Source organism: Rhizobium sp. A22-96, from assembly GCF_053521805.1.
Map to the genome: position 1 here is coordinate 106,132 of NZ_JBNWDQ010000006.1, position 21,433 is coordinate 127,564.

The 21,433-nt window shown below is 58.0% G+C and carries 21 protein-coding genes; 12 read left to right on the plus strand and 9 right to left on the minus strand.

Translation table 11 applies throughout. From position 1 onward, the window contains the following. Positions 1-39: 39 nt before the first annotated feature. The 4 genes from ACQZ6F_RS25240 to ACQZ6F_RS25255 all read right to left on the minus strand — a co-directional run bounded on the left by ACQZ6F_RS25240 (position 40) and on the right by ACQZ6F_RS25255 (position 5,138). Positions 40-909 (minus strand): shikimate dehydrogenase, encoded by an 870-nt coding sequence (locus ACQZ6F_RS25240; protein WP_449094494.1) that lies wholly within the window; start codon positions 907-909, stop codon positions 40-42. Between the two features lie 139 nt (positions 910-1,048). Beyond that, the gene (locus ACQZ6F_RS25245) at positions 1,049-1,720 is read right to left on the minus strand and encodes a TetR/AcrR family transcriptional regulator (RefSeq protein WP_449094495.1); all 672 of its coding nucleotides are present in this window, start codon (positions 1,718-1,720) and stop codon (positions 1,049-1,051) included. Positions 1,721-1,803: 83 nt separating this feature from the next. Further along, on the minus strand, positions 1,804-3,693 hold the full coding sequence (locus ACQZ6F_RS25250; protein ID WP_449094496.1) for a bifunctional sugar phosphate isomerase/epimerase/4-hydroxyphenylpyruvate dioxygenase family protein: 1,890 nt from the start codon (positions 3,691-3,693) through the stop codon (positions 1,804-1,806). 104 nt (positions 3,694-3,797) lie between these two features. Beyond that, positions 3,798-5,138, minus strand: coding sequence for an MFS transporter (locus tag ACQZ6F_RS25255; protein ID WP_449094796.1), 1,341 nt, complete (start codon positions 5,136-5,138; stop codon positions 3,798-3,800). A gap of 902 nt (positions 5,139-6,040) precedes the next feature. On the opposite strand from ACQZ6F_RS25255, the gene ACQZ6F_RS25260 reads away from it, so the two are divergent. Continuing rightward, positions 6,041-6,811: a 2-keto-4-pentenoate hydratase gene (locus tag ACQZ6F_RS25260; protein ID WP_449094497.1), complete on the plus strand. Its 771-nt coding sequence runs from the start codon at positions 6,041-6,043 to the stop codon at positions 6,809-6,811. Between the two features lie 189 nt (positions 6,812-7,000). Further along, positions 7,001-7,183 (plus strand): hypothetical protein, encoded by a 183-nt coding sequence (locus ACQZ6F_RS25265; RefSeq protein WP_449094498.1) that lies wholly within the window; start codon positions 7,001-7,003, stop codon positions 7,181-7,183. A 36-nt stretch (positions 7,184-7,219) separates the two neighbouring features. Here the strand turns inward: ACQZ6F_RS25265 and ACQZ6F_RS25270 are convergent, their stop codons facing one another. Next, positions 7,220-8,053, minus strand: coding sequence for a DUF4118 domain-containing protein (locus ACQZ6F_RS25270; protein ID WP_449094499.1), 834 nt, complete (start codon positions 8,051-8,053; stop codon positions 7,220-7,222). Between the two features lie 181 nt (positions 8,054-8,234). Beyond that, positions 8,235-8,513, minus strand: coding sequence for a hypothetical protein (locus tag ACQZ6F_RS25275; RefSeq protein ID WP_169055462.1), 279 nt, complete (start codon positions 8,511-8,513; stop codon positions 8,235-8,237). A gap of 2 nt (positions 8,514-8,515) precedes the next feature. Between ACQZ6F_RS25275 and ACQZ6F_RS25280 the strand changes: the two genes are divergently transcribed. Together ACQZ6F_RS25280 and ACQZ6F_RS25285 are read left to right on the plus strand one after the other, a co-directional pair. Beyond that, positions 8,516-10,336: an ABC transporter ATP-binding protein gene (locus ACQZ6F_RS25280; RefSeq protein ID WP_449094500.1), complete on the plus strand. Its 1,821-nt coding sequence runs from the start codon at positions 8,516-8,518 to the stop codon at positions 10,334-10,336. Positions 10,337-10,679: 343 nt separating this feature from the next. Further along, positions 10,680-11,192, plus strand: coding sequence for an NUDIX hydrolase (locus tag ACQZ6F_RS25285; RefSeq protein ID WP_077467341.1), 513 nt, complete (start codon positions 10,680-10,682; stop codon positions 11,190-11,192). 193 nt (positions 11,193-11,385) lie between these two features. Here ACQZ6F_RS25285 and ACQZ6F_RS25290 read toward each other — a convergent pair whose 3' ends face one another. Both ACQZ6F_RS25290 and ACQZ6F_RS25295 read right to left on the minus strand, forming a co-directional pair. Further along, complete coding sequence (locus tag ACQZ6F_RS25290; protein ID WP_449094501.1) at positions 11,386-12,969, minus strand: DHA2 family efflux MFS transporter permease subunit; 1,584 nt, start codon at positions 12,967-12,969, stop codon at positions 11,386-11,388. Then, a complete protein-coding gene (locus ACQZ6F_RS25295; protein WP_267553496.1) occupies positions 12,966-14,225 on the minus strand; it encodes an HlyD family secretion protein in 1,260 nt (419 codons plus the stop codon). Before ACQZ6F_RS25295 ends, ACQZ6F_RS25290 begins: the two co-directional genes overlap by 4 nt. 142 nt (positions 14,226-14,367) lie before the next feature. On the opposite strand from ACQZ6F_RS25295, the gene ACQZ6F_RS25300 reads away from it, so the two are divergent. Further along, the gene (locus tag ACQZ6F_RS25300; RefSeq protein ID WP_449094502.1) at positions 14,368-15,066 is read left to right on the plus strand and encodes a TetR/AcrR family transcriptional regulator; all 699 of its coding nucleotides are present in this window, start codon (positions 14,368-14,370) and stop codon (positions 15,064-15,066) included. Positions 15,067-15,223: 157 nt separating this feature from the next. Beyond that, entirely contained in the window at positions 15,224-15,463 is a 240-nt protein-coding gene (gene rpsU / locus ACQZ6F_RS25305) for a 30S ribosomal protein S21 (RefSeq protein WP_077467344.1), read from the plus strand. 536 nt (positions 15,464-15,999) lie between these two features. On the opposite strand, the gene ACQZ6F_RS25310 is transcribed toward rpsU, so the two are convergent. Continuing rightward, entirely contained in the window at positions 16,000-16,560 is a 561-nt protein-coding gene (locus tag ACQZ6F_RS25310) for a class I SAM-dependent methyltransferase (RefSeq protein ID WP_449094503.1), read from the minus strand. A gap of 239 nt (positions 16,561-16,799) precedes the next feature. Between ACQZ6F_RS25310 and ACQZ6F_RS25315 the strand changes: the two genes are divergently transcribed. From ACQZ6F_RS25315 to ACQZ6F_RS25340, 6 genes are all read left to right on the plus strand, one after another. Continuing rightward, positions 16,800-17,249 carry a DUF305 domain-containing protein gene (locus ACQZ6F_RS25315; RefSeq protein ID WP_449094504.1) on the plus strand — a complete coding sequence of 150 codons (450 nt, stop codon included), beginning with the start codon at positions 16,800-16,802 and terminating at the stop codon, positions 17,247-17,249. Positions 17,250-17,264: 15 nt separating this feature from the next. Continuing rightward, on the plus strand, positions 17,265-18,716 hold the full coding sequence (locus ACQZ6F_RS25320) for a YncE family protein (protein WP_449094505.1): 1,452 nt from the start codon (positions 17,265-17,267) through the stop codon (positions 18,714-18,716). Between the two features lie 51 nt (positions 18,717-18,767). After that, the gene (locus ACQZ6F_RS25325; protein WP_449094506.1) at positions 18,768-19,295 is read left to right on the plus strand and encodes an RNA polymerase sigma factor; all 528 of its coding nucleotides are present in this window, start codon (positions 18,768-18,770) and stop codon (positions 19,293-19,295) included. Further along, positions 19,292-20,071: an anti-sigma factor family protein gene (locus ACQZ6F_RS25330; protein ID WP_449094507.1), complete on the plus strand. Its 780-nt coding sequence runs from the start codon at positions 19,292-19,294 to the stop codon at positions 20,069-20,071. The genes ACQZ6F_RS25325 and ACQZ6F_RS25330 overlap by 4 nt, the downstream gene beginning before the upstream one ends. Before the next feature lie 197 nt (positions 20,072-20,268). Continuing rightward, the gene (locus ACQZ6F_RS25335; protein ID WP_449094508.1) at positions 20,269-20,658 is read left to right on the plus strand and encodes a hypothetical protein; all 390 of its coding nucleotides are present in this window, start codon (positions 20,269-20,271) and stop codon (positions 20,656-20,658) included. A gap of 315 nt (positions 20,659-20,973) precedes the next feature. Then, positions 20,974-21,432, plus strand: a complete 459-nt coding sequence (locus tag ACQZ6F_RS25340; protein WP_449094509.1) for a (2Fe-2S)-binding protein — start codon at positions 20,974-20,976, stop codon at positions 21,430-21,432. The last annotated feature ends 1 nt before the right edge of the window (position 21,433 follow it).

Consider the following 21,433-nt stretch of genomic DNA (forward strand, 5'->3'; position numbering starts at 1 on the left):
CCCTCGGAGATATTCCGATACTCACCGAGAAGCCTGCCTCTATGAATGGAGCGAGGCGAAATGTTGCATCATTCGTTCCGCATCGGGGCGGATGCCGGTGAACAGTTCGAAAGCCTTGACCGCCTGTGAAACCGCCATTCCGCCGCCATCGAGAACGCGGCATCCCCTTTGCCTTGCAAGCTTCACCAGTTCCGTCTCGATCGGGAAATAGACGATTTCCGCAACCCATAGCCGATCCCTAACGAGCCGCGCATCGAGCGGCAAACCGGGATGCGCAGCCATGCCGGTCGGTGTTGCATGAACCAGACCATCGGCAGCATCCAGGGCGGCGGCAAGGTCGCTGCCGACCAGGAATGAGCATTTGCGGTGGGCTGGCTGCAGCTGATCTGCGAGCGACTGCGCACGCGACGGGTCGATATCGAATATTTCGATCGTGCGCGCACCCATTTGCGCCACGGCGTGAGCAACTGCGACACCGGCCCCGCCGGCCCCGAGCTGCACGACATGGTCGAGCGGAACTCTGGACAGGCCACGACGAAAGCTCTGCGCAAATCCCCACCAATCGGTATTGTGCCCTATCCTGCGCCCGCCTCGAAAGACGATCGTATTGATCGAGCGCAGCGTCTGGGCATCCGGCGAAAGCTCGTCTACCAGCACGACGGCCGCCTGCTTGCAGGGATGCGTGATATTCAGGCCGGCAAAGCCCTGGGCTTCAGCCTCATCGATCAGTGCCGGCAGATCCGATACGCCAAGGCCGCGAATTTCGAGGTCGATGAGATCATAGCGGTATGAAAGACCGTAATTCTCACCCTCGCGCATGTGCATGGCCGGCGTCAGCGAACGGCCGATGCCAGCACCGATGAGACCGACCCGAAGTTGACGTGAGATGATGGCAGCCTGAGTGTTCAATCTATCCTCCCGAGCAGCGAACCATAGCCATATCGCAGCTCGAGATCAAAATGTACGAACTAGTACGTAAAGTCAATGAACGGTACAGAAATCCTGCTCACGGCAGTGCTCGGCGACATCATCACATGGCCTTGGGTTCTCAGATAGTGTTCGAAGGAGCAGTCTTCAGGAAAGCCAGAATTGCATCGACGATCAATGCCTTGTGCCGTTTTTTCAGCTCGTCGGAGGACAAATCTCGTTCGAAGATTGCCCCGAAAGTATGGCGATTGGACACCCGGAAAAAACATTGCGCACTGATCATCATGTGCAGGTCTACAGGATCCACCCGGCGTATGAAGCTGCCGTCCGCATAGCCACGTTCGAGGATGCCGCTAATGATATCGATGACGGCGATATTCATTTCCGACAGAACCACCGAACGCTTCATATGTTCGGCTCGATGAATATTCTCGATGCTGACCAGGCGCACGAAATCCGGATTTTGATCATCATGATCGAAGGTGCTGGCAATCAGCTGCGCCATCGCCTGAACCGGCGGCATGTTTTCGAGATCGAGCTCGCTCTCTAGCGTCCGGATCTTCGTATAGGCCTGTTCGAGAACGGCGAGATAGAGCCCTTCCTTGCTGCCGAAATAATAGTAGATCATGCGCTTGGAGGTCTTGGTGCGCTCAGCGATCTCATCGACACGCGCGCCGGAAAAGCCTGCGGCGACAAATTCTTCCGTCGCAATCTTCAGGATATTTTCCTTGGTCGCGTCGGGATCGTTTTTCCGCGTGAGGCGCTCGATCTTGGCCGCTTGCGCTTTGGTCATGCCTTGCTCGTCTTCCTGGGTCCATCAATGCCCACCATTGAAGATCAAAGCTTTAACACAGCCTCAGCGCGAATGGGGAGAGCCTAAAGCTTCGGCAGACCAATCGGTCGCAGATACCGTCTCAGTGCCGCGATGCGGAAGATCGCGTTCGCCGCACCGTAGCCGCGATAACCGCTACGCTGGACGATCTCGAAGAAGAACCCTTCTCCATAACTGGGACTATAGAGCTGGAAATATTCGCCATGATCGTCGCGATCATAGAGGATATTATATGCCTTCAGCCGATCGGTGAATTCCGGATCGAGGCCGAATCTCGCCTCCAGATCATCATAGTAATTCGGCGAGATCACCAATGTCGCGAAACCGTTGGCAGACAGGGCGGCAGCCGTCGCAAAGATGTCTTCGGTCGCAAAAGCCAGATGCTGAATACCCGAGCCGAATGTCTCGGCGATGAAATGGCCAGCCAGAGTATTGCGGTTTTCCGCGCCGTTGAGCGTGATGCGCAGCGTACCTAGATCATTTTCGACGACCTGGCTTCGAACGACGCCGGCAGGATCAATGATGTCGACCATCGGCGTCTTATGCGCATCGAGTATCGCCGTATAGAACAGCAGCCAGGTGAGCAGTTCTTCGTACTTCATGGTCTGCGCAACATGGTCGATGCCCGTCAGGCCGACCGGCTGCAGATCGGCGTCGTCGTTGACGGGGTCGAACTCGATTTCCCAGATCCGCCCGAGCGGGCTCTGTCGATCGAGGAAATACAGGATGCCGCCACCGATACCGCGGATGGCCGGCATTTCAATTTCGCCGGGATCGAGCGACTGTTCGAAACGCTCGGCACCGAGTGCCACGGCGCGCGCGACGGCCGCCTGCGCGTCGCGGACCCACAGACCCACTGCATAGGCCGATTGCCCGTGCAGAGCGTAGGAAGCGCCGGCAAATCCACCCTGATCGGCATTGACGACCAGATTGATGCCGCCCTGCCTGAAGACATCGACGCGCTTGGACTTATGGCGACCGACATGCCTGAAGCCCAGCGCGTGCAGTCGATTAAAAAGTGGGGATGTCTCGGCTTCATCAACGGTAAACTCGACGAAAGCCACGCCCTCGACCTCAGCGCGCGGCGGCATGGGCGCCAATGTCAATTTGCTTCCGCTTTCGGCGCGCCGAACCCGATCGCCCAGGTAAACAAGCGAGCGCTTGCCGTCTACGGCGATAGCCGTCGGCGAACCACCACGGAACTGGTCGTTGAAAATCTCCAGCGAAAGATAGCCGTCATAGCCTGTCGCCGCCACCGCATTCATGAAGTCGAGCACGGGCAGATCGCCCTCGCCCGGCATGTTGCGGAAATGACGGCTCCAATAAAGAAGATCCATGTCGATCAGCGGCGCATCGGCAAGCTGAATGATGAAGATCTTCTCCTTCGGGATCGATCGGATCGAATTGACGTCGATCTTGCGCGAAAGTGTATGGAAGCTGTCGAGGATGAGCCCAATATTCGGATGATCGGCACGGCGGACGATCTCCCACGCATCGCGGTGATCATGGATGTGCCGTCCCCAGGCGAGCGCCTCATACCCCACGCGCAGGCCGCGCTTTGCTGCCCGTTCTCCGAGTTCGGCAAAGTCGGCCGCCGCGCGATCGATACCTCCGAGAGCAGCCGAGGAGACATTCGAGCATACCAGCACGAGGTCCGTGCCCATTTCCTGCATGAGATCGAACTTGCGCTCGGCACGATCGAAAGTGCGGCTACGCAGTGGCTCGGGCATGCCCTCGAAATCGCGGAACGGCTGGAAAAGCGTGATCTCCAGGCCATGATCCCGGACCATCTGGCCGACCTCGCGCGGCGATTGATCGAAGGCAAGAAAATCGTTCTCGAAGATTTCGACGCCATCGAAGCCGGCCTTTGCGATGGCATGAAGCTTTTCCCTGAGGTCACCGCTGATCGAAACGGTCGCAATCGAGGTTTTCATTGTGTCATCCCATTCATTTGGTGATTTCCAAGAAACTCATCGCCGATCGCCTACCCCGCAGCGGCCAGCGGATACCGGCGCAAAACGCCGGTATCCGTTTTTATTCAGACGGCGCGATCGGCACGCGGCGTCGCGGCAGCGATGCGTCTTCCATCCCTGCCGAGCTGATCGATCGGTGTCCGATAGGTCTCCGTTGCCGTTGCCGCCGAGGCGGCGGCAATCAGGGCCGTGATCGAGGTAAACGCTGCGACGGGCACCCACCCCATGGGCCCGGTACCCAGCAGGGCAGCACTGATTGTCGGGGCAAAACCGCCAAGTGCGAAGCCGATCTGTGTGCCGACCGCCATGCCGGAGAGGCGAACCCGAGTATCGAACATTTCGGCATAAAGCGCCGGCCAGATGCCGTTGGACGCGCTATAGACCACACCCGAAAGCAGAATGCCCAAGACGAAGACGAGGGTGAGGTTATTCTGGCTAATCGCCCAGATATAAGGCCAGATCAGAATTGCGCAGCCAATGGCACCGAAGATGAAGATCGGCTTTCGGCCGATACGATCAGCCAGGATTGCCCAAAGCGGGATGGCGCCGAGCGCTACGATATTGGCAAGCACCAGCACGGTCAGCATGGTGGAGCGGTCGATATGCATCGTATTGACCGCATAGGACAGGGTGAAGACGCTGAAGATCGTGCTGACGACTGAGATCAACGCGGCAAAGATGATGCGCAGGACATCGGCCCAGTAATTCGTCATTAGGGTGACCAGTGGCAGCTTGGTGGCCTCGCCCTTCTTGGTCTCTTCGAGGAAGGCAGGCGTCTCGGCCAACGTGCGGCGAACCCAGAAACCGACGATGACGACGACGAAACTCAGGAAGAAAGGAATGCGCCAGCCCCAAGACAGGAGCGCGGCTTCGTCAAGCCTGCCGAGCGGTATGAAGACCAGGGTCGCAAGGATCAATCCCGCCTGCGTACCACTCAGCGTGAAGCTGGTGAAAAAGGCTCGCCGGTGTTCGGGCGCGTGCTCCAACGTCATCGAGCTGGCGCCGGCCTGTTCGCCCGCGGCCGAGATACCCTGCAGCAGACGTGCCAGAACGAGAAGCATTGGCGCCAGAATGCCGGCCTGACCATAGGTTGGCAGGCAACCGATGATGAAGGTGGAAAATCCCATCAGAAGCAGCGTGAAGGTGAGCACCCTCTTACGGCCGAATTTGTCGCCGACGTGTCCCAGGATAACGGCACCCAGCGGGCGCATGATGTAAGCAACGCCAAAGGTGGCGAACGAGGCGATTGCCGCCGTCTGCGGATCTTCCGCCGAGAAGAATATCTTTGGAAAGATCAGCGCGGCAGCCGTCCCATACACGAAGAAATCGTAATATTCGACAGCACTTCCAATCCAGCTCGCCAGAGCGGCCCGCTTTGGTGTCTTACGTTCGACTGGTGTTTTCATCATTGCTCCTCCCCAGAACATGTCAGTTTCGAAGACATGCCACACCCGCAAGCGCCGGCTTTCACCCACGCCCTCCCGCACGGCATCCTTGATCGTCTTGGCAGTCACCGGCACCACCGTGGCGGTGCACGTCACTCCTCGCAACAAATAATGTACGAACTAGTTCGTTTTGTAAAGTGACACGCTCATATGGTTGGAAATGGCACGACCTTCATCGACGATGATCGCTTAGATTTGAATTCTTTCGCCACTTCCGCGGAGCCCTTATGAATGAGGAAAGGCGAAATATTCCAACGCATTGGAAATATTTTGGCGGGTCATCGCGAATGCCCAATCGGACCACTGCCTGACAAAATCGATACACGCTCGCCACCCACATTCACGAATCCATGCGATGGCGCAGCGGGCAGCCGTGACGGATGCAACTGTCGAAGTTCGCAGGCAAAGCCCTGTCCGCGTTTTGCTGAAATAAAGCGGCATAGCCAACCGAGTGGCTATTCATTTGACTTCGGGTTTACATCCACCGGGACTATGACACAGAGCTACGGCACTGACCGGACCCGGACCTCTCGGCATGGGGAATGACGCGCTCAAAGTTTTGTCCCTTGCGCATAGCCGCGAGTTGCAGGCCTACCTGACAGTGAAACTGCGCGGAGCGGATAAGCGCCAAGGGCAATCACGGGCATATCGGGTCGCGAGATAAAACATAAACGCGGCTCAATGTGATGAACGCCACCGCGGGAATAGAGCCTCGCGTGCCCGGGTCTTGAGACGTGACTCCGGCACCCGGACCACTATGACATTTTAATCTCACGCCACCGGCCGGCCCATGGAATACCTATGCGCTGATCTCCATTCTCAACGGCATCTGGAATCTGTTGAAGATATATGGAGCTTCAGTGATGTACTTCGAGCTCAAGGACACCACGGCCGAGATCCTTGCCAAAAGTCGTCGGCATGAAGAGCTTTGCGAATTGCCTCTCGACCTGATCGGCTCCGAGCAGGAGGCCTATGATATTCAGGCCTTTGCTCAAAACGCACTCGGCTTTGGCCGAAAGGGATACGCCATCGTCGGTTCCAGCGAGCCCTGTCGCCAGGCGCTTGGTCTGGCGAAACCGATTTATTCCGAGATCCCGGCTCTCGCTCTTGCATCCGCGGCGACGGCGTTTCGGCTGCCGCCGGGCGTCATCGGCGCGCAATGCGAAATCACGTTCACGATGCGGCGCACCTTTCCCGATGCTGACGAGCGCATCTCGCCGGAAACCGCTGCCGATGCTGTTGCCGGATGTCGACCCGCGATCGGCATTCTTGGACGCCGTACCATCCGGGCGATCGCCGGTGACAATGCCGCGATTGCGGATTTCGGCCTGCATGTCGCAACCCTTCAGGGCGGCCAGACGGTGCACGTCGATCTCTCCGTACTTGGAAAGCTCGACGTCAACGTCTTCCTGTTCAAGGAGGCCGGGATTTCAGGGCGCGCTTCATCCGTCATGGGGCATCCACTGAATGCCGTGGCCTGGCTTGCAGCCGCCCTCTCTTCCCGTGGCAAGCAACTGCAGGCCGGCGACGTTGTCGCGACGGGCGCATGCGCGAAGATCCTCTGTGTTCACGCGGGACAGCATGTTGCAGCCGATTTCGGGCCGCTTGGCCAAGTCGAATGCATCTTCGAGTAACGAACAATCAGGAGCGGAAGGCCAGCAGATGCGTCCTCAACAGAAACCATTCGTCGTAGAAATTCGGAGAAGCCGCCGCCGAAAGGAAGCCTCGCCATCCCAGCAAGACGGCGGCATTCGTGCGCTGACCGTGACACATGCGACGAAGCAAGAGGGCCCAAGGGGTTCTCGCCTGAACGGGCGTACGTGATGGTCAGCCGGAGCATCCCTTTCGAGTACTTTCTTCTTTCAGGCATTCGCGCCGACGCCTATGGGCGTCGCTACTACTTCGTCGGCGTCGCGCAGCGGGATCGGGCCGGCAGGATCGATGTGCTGTCTCTAAAAGAAGGCGAGTGGATCGTTTCACCCAATCTCATATACGAAGCAGCCTGAGTGATGCGGGCAGCGCAGGATGTACCGCTTGGCACATCAGGCATCGCGGCGGGCGATCGTTGCTACCAGCATCAGGGCCATCATTTCGATCGTCGCGTCCGGATTGGCCGGACGGCGCTCCGGATCAAACGCAACGCCGATAACGACTGCGCGATCGGTTGAAACTTGAGCCGGCCAGAAATCGAACCGCGATTGATCGAATGGATAAACGCCTCCATTGACAATCGCCTTCGAAGTCAATGCCGTTCTTATCGCCTCGATCTCCATGGGGGAGAGGTTCTTCTCACCCTCAATCTTAAGGTCGTCACCCTTGCCGGAGACAATGATGCTGACGGGAGCGTGAAAGAGCGAGACCAGGGTAGACCGGGTAAGATGTGTCGCCTCCTCTATGGAGGTGGCAACGATCATCTGTCGAGCATAAATCTGCAGCTTCTCCTGACCCCGGCGGTAGCGATCAAGCTCTGCCGCATCGCGCCGCCTCGTGGAGGCGATGGCACTGGTTATGCAACCGATGATGAAGAGCAAGGCAATCGCCCATATGTTGGCGGTGTCCGCTACCGCCAGCGAAAAGCGGGGCTCCGTGAAGAAGAAATTATATGCCAAGGCGCCGAGGAGCGCGCAAAACAGCGCCGGCCTGAGGCCGAATGCCACGCTGCTGATGACGACGGGCAAGACATAGATCAGCGACAGATTGGGAATGGCCTCATATCGGTCGAAACCGGCGGCAACCGCGGTGGCCATTGCCGCCATAATGAGGGACACCAGATACTGAATAACCAGCGGCATCTCCGAGAGGCCTGTGTCGCGCATGACAAACGGATCTGCGACAATGCCGGTCTGAGATTGGCTGAAATCTTTTTCCAGGGACATGGCGGAATCCTCCTGAAAGAGAGATGGCTAGATCCGCATATCAATTCCATATGGATGGCGGACGAGATTTATAAAAACTGCATAAATGGACCCGTCGTCAGCCTTGACTGACCACCGGACGCCCGATTTTCGAAGGGGCTCATCACCTCACGGATGTTGCAACTATGTCGCATTTCAAAATTTAGCCGAAAATTTCGCCAAATTCGACTTGGCCTGAGTGATCAATCAATCTAGGATTGGTCATCATCAACACGGTTCTAGGGGGTTTTAGATGGCTGTTTTTTCCAACTCCCCAGTGGCTTCCGCGAATATCGCCTGAAGCCGGCTGCGTTTTCGAACGCAATAGAACGTGATGGACTGGCGCTAAATCTCCCGTCGATCGTTCCGCATCAAACCATTTCGCGCGGTTTTGCGCGAACATTCCTTTCCCTATGACGGAGCCGGCGAAAGCCGGATACATCAATGGCTCTTGGTTTCAAATCCCGCCGCGGCGGTGCTTTTCGCAGCGTTTTTCGTTATTGCTGGGCTCATTGGAAGCATCAGCCGGGCCGCGCATCCTTCATGCTGTTCACGGCGATGCTGTCTACGCTTGCGGATGTGCTGACACCATTGTTCTCCGGCCGTCTGGTCGACGCGGTGGTGTCCGGTCAGGCCAGTGACGCTGCAACGTGGAACAATGCTTTCAACGCCTTTTGCTGGCTGATGGCGCTGTCAGTTGGCGCCGTCATCCTGCGGCACGCCACATTCATCGCAATCATCCGCTTCACGCTGAAGTCGATGTCAGAGATTGCAGCGAATTCCTTCTTCCATATCCAGCGCTTTTCAAGCGACTGGCACGCCAACAGCTTTGCCGGCTCGACCGTTCGCAAGGTGACGCGCGGTATGTGGGCGCTCGATCTGCTCAACGACACCGTCTTCATCGCGCTGTTTCCCTCGCTGATCATGCTCATCGGCTCGACCATTCTGATGACCTGGTACTGGCCGATGATGGGACTGCTGGTCGGCGCCGGATCCGTATTCTTTATCGCCTTCACCGCGACGATGGCTCTGCGCTACGTCGCGCCGATGGCCAGCATGGCCAATAGCTGGGATACACGCCTTGGCGGCGCGCTCGCCGATGCTGTGACCTGCAACGCAGTCGTCAAGGCCTTTGGCGCCGAGGATCGGGAAGACAAGCGTCTCGCCAAGGTCATGCGCAAGTGGCGGGATCGCACCGCACGCACCTGGACGCGCGGCACTGTGAACGGCACGTCGCAGAACGCGCTGCTCAGCCTCTTGCGCGGCAGCGTGCTGGGGCTTGCCCTTTGGCTCTGGGCCAACGGCAAGGCCAATGCAGGCGACATCACCTTCGTCCTGACTGCCTTTTTCATCCTCCAGGGATATCTGCGAGAAATCGGCATGCATATCCGCAACCTGCAGCGCTCGGTCAACGACATGGAAGAGCTTGTCTCCATCCATGCGCAGCCTCTGGGTGTCGAGGATGTGCCAGGCGCTCCAGCGCTCCATGTGAAGGCCGGCATGATCGAATTCGATCGCGTCACCTTTCATTACGGCAACCACTATGACCCGCTCTACAAGGACTTCTCGGTCACCATCAAGCCGGGCGAACGGGTCGGTCTCGTCGGCCATTCCGGCTCAGGAAAGACGACTTTCATCAAGCTGATTCAGCGCCTGCATGACGTCAATCACGGTACGGTCTCGATCGATGGACAAGATATTTCGAAGGTGGCGCAGACCTCTCTTCGCCGCCAGATCGCCATCGTGCAGCAGGAGCCCATCCTGTTTCACCGCTCGCTGGCGGAGAATATCGCCTATGCGCGGCCAACGGCCACGCATGCGGAGATCAAGAGGGCTGCGCAGCTTGCCAGCGCCCACGACTTCATCGAGGCCCTGCCTAAGGGCTATGCGACGCTTGTCGGAGAACGCGGCATCAAGCTTTCCGGCGGCGAGCGGCAACGCATCGCCATCGCCCGCGCATTCCTGGCCGATGCGCCGATCCTGATACTCGACGAGGCAACTTCGAGCCTCGACTCGGAATCGGAAATGCTGATCCAGCAGGCCATGGAACGATTGATGGATGGACGCACGACGCTCGTCGTCGCCCACAGGCTGTCGACCGTGCGTGCGCTCGACCGGCTGCTGGTCTTCGAACACGGGAATATCGCCGAGGAAGGGACCCATGCCAGCCTCATTCGTCGCAAGAGCGGAATCTATCGTGGGCTGTTCGAGCGTCAGGCACTGGAGCTGACGAAAGGCATCGCGAGCGAGGGGTTGATCGGCTGATAGGACTCCGCCGATCAACGCTTCCCGCCGACTTGGCGCCCCTCTTTATGGTAGGGCATCATAAACTCTATCATATTGATCTAAAACATTAAAAATAGTTTTGTAACAAATTGCCTTGCAAATGGCATGAAGTAGATGAAACATAGTCGGCTAATGAATTTTAGCTGATGATGATATGGCTGCTCGGTCTCCATCCGTGCAGCGTAAGCATAGGGAGGATCGCCATGGCGGTTAATTCAAGCCCCGTCGCCCTGGTGGAACATTCTGACCGGTCGCGTAACGACCCGAAGTGCCTGTTCATAGCCCACATTCACGTTGACAGCACATGCAGCCGTGACAGCAGATGACAAAGAAGACCTATCTCAGACAGCTGGCGGGCGAAGCCGATAAGCTCTTCACCGGACAGACAATCGAGCAATATGCCGCAATCTGCTATCGGTGGCGCCCGGGCAAACAGGATGTAGAAGTGCTCTTGATCACTTCGCGGGAAAGCGGTCGATGGGTCATCCCAAAGGGATGGCCGATAGACAGGAAACTACCTCACCAAGTCGCCGAGCGGGAAGCCTGGGAGGAGGCTGGCGTCAGTGGAAAGGCCCGGAAGAAAAGCTTTGGCTACTACACCTATCTGAAATCCCTCGACACCGGCGAAACCGTTCCATCCGTAGTGCAGGTCCATCTTCTCGAAGTTGCCGGAATGAGCGCGCAATTTCCCGAACATGGCCAGCGTCAGCTGAGATGGCTTCAGCCCAATGAAGCAGCCGCCCTGGTGCGCGAGCCCGAGTTGAAGGGGCTTTTGCGCATGGTCGAAACCGCACTTGCAAAAGACAATAAGGCAAAGGATTCGACTGCGAAATAAGGACCCTATCCGGGAATAGGAGGCGTGTTTTGCCATCATCGATGCGCCTCCCGTCGCGGAACAATAGCAGGCAAGGACGGGAAGGCGCCGATGCCGTCATCAGCATGAATTCACAGTGCTCGGAGCAGGTTTTACGGCCGGTATCAGAATGATTTTACCTGGGAAAATCCTGCTCCTGACTGCGAAGATGCTTTCAATGCCCCATCGATGCCTTCTTGCCGAGCGTTACATTGCGTAGCGTAAGGGCCAAGGGGATAGCCGCCAGGGAAATCAGCGTCAGAACCCAGAAGGCGTCGACGTAGGACAGAAGCGAGGCCTGACTCTGCACTTGCTGGTTGATCCAGGCGAGCGCCTGCTGTTGGGCCGCCACCAGCGAACTACCCTGACCAACGAAATAGTTCGTCACCTGGTTCAGCGTATCCTGATAGGCTCCATTCGAAGGAATGGCATGCTCCACCAATCGGCTCTGATGAAACTGCTCCCGATGGGTGATGATGTTTGAGATCAGCGACACACCGATCGAACCACCGGTATTGCGCGCCGCATTCAGCAAGGCCGATGCCTGGTCGGTTTTGCTGGAGGGGATACCGTCATAAGAAGCGGAGGTGATCGGCAGGAAGATGAAGGGCAGACCAATTCCCTGCAACATGCGAGCTTCGGCAAGATACCAGAAGCCGATACCGCTATAGACGCTGGTCACCCGATACATCGAGAAGGCGACAAAACCGGCTCCGATCGCAATCAGATATTTCGGCTGCACTTTCGACGATAGAATGCCGACGACAAACATCATGACCAAGGTCACGACACCGCCCGGCGATAGCATCATGCCGGCCCATGTTGCCGTGTAGCCAAGATTTTGCTGAACCAACTGCGGTAGATACTGGGTTGTCGCCAGCAGCAGCGCGCCCGTCGCCATCATGACTATGAAGCAGGTTCCGAATTGCCGGCTAACCAGCATCCGGATATCGACGGCGGGATTCTTGTGCTTCAGCTCCCACGGGATCATCAGCACAAAGGCCAGCGCGCTGATTGAAGCCGCCATGATGATGAAGCTCGAGCCAAACCAGTCGTCCTCAAGACCACGATCCAGCGTCAGTTCCAGCGCGCCGAGGAAGGTCGCTACAAGGCCGAAGCCGATCCAGTCGAAACTAATCTTTTCCTTACGCAACCGGGCGCGCTCCTTGGCGCTGCCTTCGGGCTCCTTGATCAGCATGGCGACGGCGGCAAGCGTCAGAATGCCGACAGGACCATTGATCAGGAAACACCAATGCCAGGAGAAATTATCGGAGAGCCAGCCACCCAACGTCGGTCCGACGACGGGAGCAACCACAACCGCGACCCCGAACAGGGCAAAGCCCTGCCCGCGCTTTTCCGGCGGAAAGCTGTCGGCCAGGATGGACTGCGCGACCGGCACCATGCCGCCGCCGCCGATGCCTTGCAATATCCGGGCGAGCAGCAGGAATTGCAGGTTGGGCGCAAAGCCGCACATGACCGAACTGATGGTAAACAATGCCAGGCAGGCAAGGAAAAAGGTCTTGCGCCCAAAAATGCGCACAAGATAGCTCGTCGCCGTCACGATCACCGCATTGGAGACGAGATAGGTGGTCACCACCCAGGAGGCTTCGTCCTGGCTGACACCAAGACCGCCGGAAATGTAATTCAGGGCAACGTTTGCGATCGTCGTATCGAGCACTTCCATGAAACTGGCGAGTGCCACGACAATGGCGATGATCCAAGGGGTTGCCGAGGGTTTGGCAACAGCGCTCGTGCTCACAGCAGGTCCCTCAGGCTTTCCAATACGGAAGGACTTGCATCGGTACGCACGCTGGGCACGACCGACATGCCCGGGCCTAACGCAACGTCACTCGGCACGTCATCAAGCTCGATTTTCACCGGTACGCGCTGAACGATCTTGACGTAGTTGCCGGTGGCGTTTTCGGCCGGAAGCAGGGAGAATGCCGTTCCCGATCCCGGCTGCACGCTTGCGACATGGCCATAGATCGTGCGTCCACCATAGGCATCGATCGTCAGAGACACCGGCTGCCCAGGACGCATGTGATCGAGCTGTGTTTCCTTGAAGTTGGCCGTCACCCAGAGCTTGTCCGGCACGAACATGGCAAGGTTCGTGCCGGCTTGCACATACTGGCCATCGCCGGCCGAAAGCTGCACCACCCGACCAGGCTGAGCCGCCGAAATTGTCGTGTAGGAGAGATTGAGCTTGGCCTGATCCAGCTGCGCCTCATCCTGCTTCACCGTTGCCTCGGCGCTGGCGATCTGCGGGCCATAGGCATCGAGCTGGCGCTGCGCTGCGGTCAGCGATGCCTGGTCGGTGTTGAGCGCTGCCTCTTGCTGGTGCAGCTGCGACGTATATTGCTGCGCTTCCTGAAGCGTGCCGGAGCCGCTCTTCATCATTGTCTGGTAGCGACTATCCTGTTGCTGGGCAAAGACGAGATTGGCCTTGGCCTGCTCAATCTGGGCCTTGGCCTGTTCGACGTTCGCCTGCTGCACCTGCTTCTGAGCCTGAGTATTTTGGAGATTGGCCTGTGCAGCGGCGACTTGCGCCTGCGCCTGCTCCAGGGAGGTACGGTAGTCCCGGTCGTCGATCCGAGCGATCGCATCGCCTGCTGCCACATGCTGGTTATCGGTCACGGCGACCGAAGAAATATACCCGGACACCCTTGACGTCACGGCATATTGACGGGCAGCGATAAAGGCGTCGTCCGTGTTTTCGTAATGCGCGCCGTTATCCCAGTATATGTAGCCCGCAACCACCGCCACGGCCAGCGCGCTTCCGCCGATCAGAAGCATCCTCAGGCGGCGAGAGGGTTTGTCCGTGGCTTCTTCCGTCTCGGAAGCCTGCCCTGCGCGCCCGGCATCGTCACCGACGTGAGCCTGATCGCCGGTAAGTGGCGCCTCCGCTCGCTCCTGCCGAGCCGCGATGTCGTCTTGCTCAGTATTTGCCGCCGCACCGCCGGTCTTCGGCTCCAATACGATCAGCTTTCCAAAAGTCTCATCCTGATGCGCGCTCATGTTGAACCTCGTTCGTCGCGACACAATAAAAGAAACGAAACGTTTCATTTAATTATTGACGTAGATCCGATCGGAATGCTAGTCAAGAGCCTCGGAGGCAGTGACCCGCATTCATGCCAATCAAAAATCGGTGAGGCCCGCTTTGGCGAGAGAAACGACCAAATCCAAGATCATGAAGCTGGAGCTAGGCACGCCTCGGCGTGGTCGCCCGCCGCTGGAAAAGGCTGGTGAAGTCGAAGACCGGATCCTGCAGGCCGCACTCCAGGTCTTCATCGCTCGTGGTTACGAAGGCGCCAGCATTGACGAGATCGCCGAAGTTGCCAGAGCTGGGAAGCCGAGCATCTATAACCGCTTCATCAGCAAGGAGACCCTGTTCAGGGAGGTGGTTTCGCGTTGGGTGCAGAAGTCCAGCGAGATGACGGCGTCCACGACTTCAGGCAGTATTCTGGAACGTTTTCAGACCGCAGGTATCCTGATCGTGCAGCGCGCCATCAAGGACGAGACCATCGGGCTCATGCGTAGCGTGATGGGCGAAGCGACGCGCCATCCGGAGCTGGCAACCACCATTCACTACGCCATGCGCGCGCATGGAACGGCAACGGTGATGAAGCTGGTCGCCGAACTGGCGGAAGCCGAAGAGATCAGATCTCTCCCGGCTTTTGCACCGGATAATCTTGCGGAAACGACTCGCCGCTTCATCGATCTGGTCTTGCTGCCGATGATGATGTCCTCGCTTTTCCACGCAGATCTGACGCCGATCAAGACGCAGATGGAGGAGCATGCCCGCGACGCGGCATCCTTTTTTCTGTCCGGCTGCGGCTACAAACCCCTTGGTGCCTAGGGCTTTAGGGCCTGCAGTCTCTACTCGACAGCCGCGAGCGAGGTACAGACACGCCTGCGAAAGCCATCACGACAGATAATCTCGGCGAACTGTCTTACAGGCCTTGATCATCGATACACATACATCTAATAAGGCGCCACGATCTTTGGAGTTTAGAATGCAAGTTCTGGTACGTGACAACAATGTTGAGCAAGCACTCCGCTTCTTGAAGAAGAAGCTGCAGCGCGAAGGCGTTTTCCGCGAAGCACGGCTTCGGGAGCGTTTTGAGAAGCCTTCCGAAAAGCGCGCCCGTGAAAAGGCCGAGGGTATCCGGCGTGTCCGCAAACTCGCTCGCAAGAAGCTTGAGCGGGAAAGCGGCATTTCGGCTCCCAAGAAGGCAAGAACTTCGGGCCGCTAACGGCGATCGGGCGACGGATTTCGTATCCCACGGATATGACTTCTTCGCGCCCGAGATAGCCTCTGCCTGCAGGACAGGCGAATGGTCTCCATTGTTAAATGGGGAATTGCCTTGTTGCGCCTTGATGATGGCATCAGTGGCGGAGCTTGACTCCAAGTCTTTCGCCGCCCTCGCGATTCGGGCAGCGAAATTTGTTGTGATGACCATCACGCGGCCCTCGACACGATAGAGAAGATTCGCGGTGCGCAACAGCTCAGCTTTTTGCTGAAAGAAATCAGCCGGCTCTTGAAGAACCTATCAAGACACGCCGCCCTCCAAAGAACAAGCTATCGAATTTCTTCCGGACCGCCTCGCCGTGATCCGCGAAAAGATAGGTTCGCGGCTCGGATTGGGGGATTGCATCTCCACTAAATCAAAGCGCTATCGGCAGGAAATTGCGTCCGTTGACGCGGTACCGGAGCCCGTCAGCTGAGTTGCCCAAGTAAATTGCGAAGGTGCCGAATCATCTTGGCGCTCCCGCCATCGCAGGTCTTCTGTCAGCGACCGGCTTTGCGTGCCGGCCAGTAATACAGGGCAGTCGCGCCAAGAAGCCCTGAGCTTTTCCTGGAAGCCACAACTTCCCTATCCCGGAACCAGAAGGAAAGCGACACGACCGGCGTTCCAGGCTTGAGCATGCGATCGAGCAGGCCTGCCAGCTTCGGCATCGGCTTGATCATCAGGTAGCACGTCACCGCATGCGCGTCCGAGAGATCGAAGTTGTAGAAACTGCCCCTGTGCAGCAACACATTGGGTAGGTTTCGGGTGCGGAACCGCGAAATCCAATAGGGAAGCGGCGATATCTCTATGCCCCGGATATGAGCATTCGGAAAAGCTCGTGCCAGCGCGATGACCAGCGAGCCCCAGCCGGAGCCAAGCTCATAAACGATCGACTGTTCCGGCAAATCAGCCTGCTTCAACAAGGCGACAACGTCCGCAGTCTCGGTGGCATTCGAGGATAGTGGCGGAACCCCCGTAAAGGCGTGAAATATCAATACCGATAAACAAAGCGCCAAAACGATCAGCAGGGAAATCGCGGAAAGAAGATCGTGTCCGGTCATGGGCAATTCGATATTTGTTATCATCTCGTCTCGGGCAGCTTAATCTGTGGGGAGAGACCCCAGTCAAGCGGAATTGCCAGATACCGTTCCACCAACTCCTGGGAATCGCCGGCATTCTGAGGACACCGCCTGCCGGCATGGGAAAGCCGTCTTGAGGGTCTCGATAAGATTTTTTCTCATTCGATGGAATAAGCCGCCACCTCCGCTGTCTACTCCAATGCAACAACAAGGAAAGACAGATGACGATAAGGTTCCCCCGAAAACCCGTAGCCATCCTTGCCGCCGTCATCCTGGCAACAGCAGGAGCCTGCACGGCCTTGGCCCAGGATCCCTCCCCGACACCAGCGGACAGCCCTGAAGCGGCCTATCTCGCTGAAAACAATGCCGCCATGGACAAGATGATGGCGGACATGGAGGTCAAACCCAGCGGCGACATCGACCGCGATTTCGTCGCGATGATGACCCCTCATCATCAGGGCGCGATCGATATGGCCGTGGCCGTACTCAAATACGGCAAGAACGAGCAGTTGAAGCGCATTGCACAGGAAATCATCGTCGACCAACAGCAGGAGATCGCAGCGATGAAGCTTGCAATCGGCGACGCCCTTCCGCCCTCCGCTCCAGCCCCGACACAGGTCTCCCCGAAAACCGCCCCCGCCGGATCCATGGATCCGAACATGAAGATGTGATGAAAGGCTTGCCCAATGATACGTAGATCCTTCGCAGCGCTGCTGCTTGCAGGCAGCATCCTTTCCCCATTGGCCGCCTTTGCAGGCCAGGCACCGGCCTCCTCTTCCGATCCTGATATTGCGATCAGCAGCAAGGACCGCGTGTATGCGGCCGAGCAGTTTTCGAACACGGTTTCCGTGAGCGATCCCTCCACGAACAAGCTGCTGGGCGTCATCAAGCTCGGCGACCCACAGCCCGGCAATTTCAGCCCGCTATATAAAGGCCAGGTGCTGGTCCACGGCATGGGGTTCTCGCCCGACCACAAGACGCTGGCCGTCGTGTCCATCGGGTCAAACTCCGTGACCTTCATCGACACGGCCACCAATACGGTCAAGCACACGACTTATGTTGGGCGATCGCCGCATGAAGCTTTCTTCACGCCTGATGGCAAGGAGGTTTGGATCACGGTTCGCGGTGAGGACTATATCTCGGTCATCGACGCTGCGACCTTCCGGGAAAAGATGCAGATCAAGGTGTCGGCAGGTCCGGGAATGCAGATCTTCTCTCCCGATGGCAAGTACGGCTATATCTGCTCGTCATTCAATCCGGAGACTGTTGTGGTTTCCGTCGCCGATCATCAGATCGTTGGTCATGTGAAGCAGGAAAGCCCCTTCTGCCCGAACATCGCCGCGTCTCCCGACGGCAAGCAGGTCTGGTTCACCTTGAAGGACGTCGGCAAGACCCAGGTCTTCAACGCACAGGCGCCCTTTGATCTGATCAAGACCATCGACACCGGCCCGATCACAAACCACGTCAATCTCGTCACCAACAAGAACGGCAGCTTCGCCTATGTGACGGTTGGCGGCTTGAACGAGGTCAAGGTCTTCCGCACCGACACCTTCGAGCAGGTCGCAACAATACCGGTCGGCAATCTTCCGCATGGCATCTGGCCATCGGGTGACGGCACTCGCGTCTATGTCGGCCTGGAAAACGCCGATGCATTTGCGGTCATCGACACGCTCGCCAACAAGGTGATCGCCAATATTCCGATCGGCCAGGCACCGCAAGCCGTTGCCTATGTTCCGAACGCGGTTCTGGAAGGGGATGGAACACAGAACCTCGTACCACTCGGCAAGGCCGGCGAAGCGGCGCATCTGACGCTCGCCCCGAAAGGCTCGAAAGACAAGGCTCCGACGAGTGTGTCCCTGTTCGACCAGGGCCTGACTCAGGTGCTGCAGGCCTCGGTTACGGGACTTGAACCGAAGAAGCCCTATGTCCTTGCTCTGTCCGACAAGGCGGATGGCAGCGGAGCACTGGAGGGGCTCGCAAACTTCGTGACCAATCCAGCGGGGTCGGCAATCGTCAATGCCGTCGGGCCGATCCGGCAGATTGTAGCGGCCAAGCACAAGGACGAGCGGCGATATCTGGTCGTCGCCGCCTCGGTCGATGGCAAGCCGGAGCGGGTGCTGCAGGTGCAGGCTGATTGATGCCGAAATGGACCTGCGTCGCGTGACGCAGGTCCAATGGAGATCGTTGACATGGACGATATGCTTGCACAGGTCGAACCGATGATCCCGGCGCTGAGACGCTATGCGCGCGGTCTCGTCCGCGATGTCGAGACTGCTGACGATATTGTTCAGGACTGCCTGGAGAAGATCGTCGCAAACTGGCACCGGCGCCGCAACGAGGATCCTCGCTCCTGGATGTTTGCGATCCTCCACAATCTGGCGGTCAACAAGATACGGCAGATACAACGGCGCGGAAGAAATGTTCCCATCGAGGACGTGCCGGCAACGAACGACACCGGTGCACCGACGCAAGAGCAGACAGTATTCAGCCATGACGTGATTGCCACCATAGAACGGCTACCCCATGATCAGCGCAGCATCCTGCTGTTGATTTCGGTCGAGGATCTGACCTACGCAGAGGCTGCGGAGGTTCTCGGCGTTCCAATAGGCACGGTGATGTCGCGGCTGTCACGGGCACGCGAACAGCTCCGGATACTTCTCGAGAGGCCACCCTCCAACACCTTGTCTGGAGTGACGCATATACGGAGGGTGAAATGACCAAGAGACCGATCACCGAGGACGATCTTCAGGCCTTCGTCGACAGCGCGCTCGATGCGGAGCGGCGGCAGGAGGTCGCCGAATATCTGCTGACGAATGAAGACGCTGCAGCCCGCGTTTCCGCCTATGAGAGGCACGCTTCCGCTTTGAGAGCGGCCATGGATCCTGTCGCCCATGAACCCGTCCCGAGCAGGCTGAACCTTTCCAACATCGTTGCTGACAGTAAAAGGTCATTCTCCCGGCAATATCTGCAGATGGCTGCGGCAGCGGTCGTGCTAGTTGCCGTGGGCGCCGCCGGCGGTTGGACGATGAAAGGCTATTCTCTGCCTCCGACTGAAGGCGTTGCGGCGCTCGCACAGGAGGCCTCGGCGAGCTACAGGGTGTTCGCCCCCGACAAGCTTCACCCCGTGGAAGTCCAAGCCGACGGTACTGGCTCCATGGCGCAGCTCGTGTCTGCGACACTCGGACCAAGCGCCATCGTTCCGGATCTCAGCAAGGCGGGATACCGCCTGATGGGTGCGCGCGTGGTGCCAACGACACATGGTCCGGGCGTGCTGTTCATGTACGACGACGACAAGGGCATGCGCCTGGTCATGCTGTCGCGCCGCATGCTGATCGACCAAAACAAGCCGATGGCCGAATATTCCGAAGGATCGATTGGAGGATGGAGCTGGGCTGACAATGGCATGGGGTTCAGTCTTGTCGGATCCGCTCCCGTGGATACTCTCCATCCGATCGCGGACGAAATAAGATCGCAGACGACCTCTTCGCTATAGGCTTGATTGGGTCTCCTCGGAACTCCTCGACGCTTGGATATTCACCCACGACAAATTTGGTGTCTGCTGGCGAGGCAGACCCATAGAACAGCCCATCTTGCCTATTTTTATGCGAAGTCGGCGAGTGCCATTGTTCAACACAGGTTGAGCAATTTCTCTCTCTCCTGTATCCAAAAGGGGTTTCTGGGAGGAGAAATATGAAAAGAGCCATCTCGATATTGGTATGCACCCTATTGGCATCGTGCCACGGACTGAAACCCGCTCCAGAGGCGCCGCCTTCATCCGTGCGTCCACTGACCCAAGAGGAAACCAACGCTGTCCAAAACGGCTTTCAAAAGTCTCTCTCGCTGAAGCAAGTGGCAATTAACGGCGGCAAAGCTCGATCGGCGGCTGGCGGAGCGACATATGCCTGCGGCACGGCGAACCTCGGCAAGGACAATCCGAATGCCCTTTACATCGGAACGCTCGTCCAAAGTCAGTTTGGCGGCCAGAGCATCACCATCTTCAACCTGATGGCCTATGGGCAGACAGATCCATTGGCGGCGGATGTGCGTGATCGCTGTAAAGCCAACGGCATTGATATTTGAGCCAGGCAGCGTCGAGAGCATAAGCTCGCTGCGCGTCGCCCTCTCCTGAATGAGTTTGGTTCGGGGCGTCACTGACGTTCTTGGCCACACGGAACTGGAGCCAATCACCTTGACGCGAGGTCGATGTAAACACGGCGGGCCGCATCGAGATCTCGCATCCGGCCAAAGCCCTCACAAGCGATTGTGACAACAAGCGGCGTGTCCAGACGGCAGCGATAACGCATTGTTGAAGTTACCGGGCGGCGATACCGGCGTAGCATTCCGGAAAGCGGTTCTGTTGATGCATCGATCTCACTGTCAGGCAGGGATGGAGACATGCTCACTCTTAATATCAATGGGCAATTGCGCGAGGTGGATGTTCCGGAGGACATGCCGCTTCTGTGGGCGTTGCGAGACCATCTCAATCTGGTCGGCACCAAATATGGCTGCGGCATCGCCCAATGCGGCGTTTGCACCGTGCATGTGGCTGGCAAGCCGGTGCGCTCCTGCCAGCTGGCGGTTGGCGATGTCGGCACCCGCGCCGTCGTAACCATAGAAGGGATCGGCGACACGCCCAATGGCGCCAAGGTCCAGCAAGCCTGGATGGAGGCAGCCGTTCCCCAATGCGGCTACTGTCAGGCCGGTCAGATCATGTCGGCCACCGCGCTGCTGGACAGCAATCCTCAACCCGACGATTCCGATATCGACGCGGCCATGGCGGGCAATCTCTGTCGATGCGGAACCTATATTCGTATCCGCCGTGCGATCAAGAACGCCGCCGCCAAACCGGCCTGAC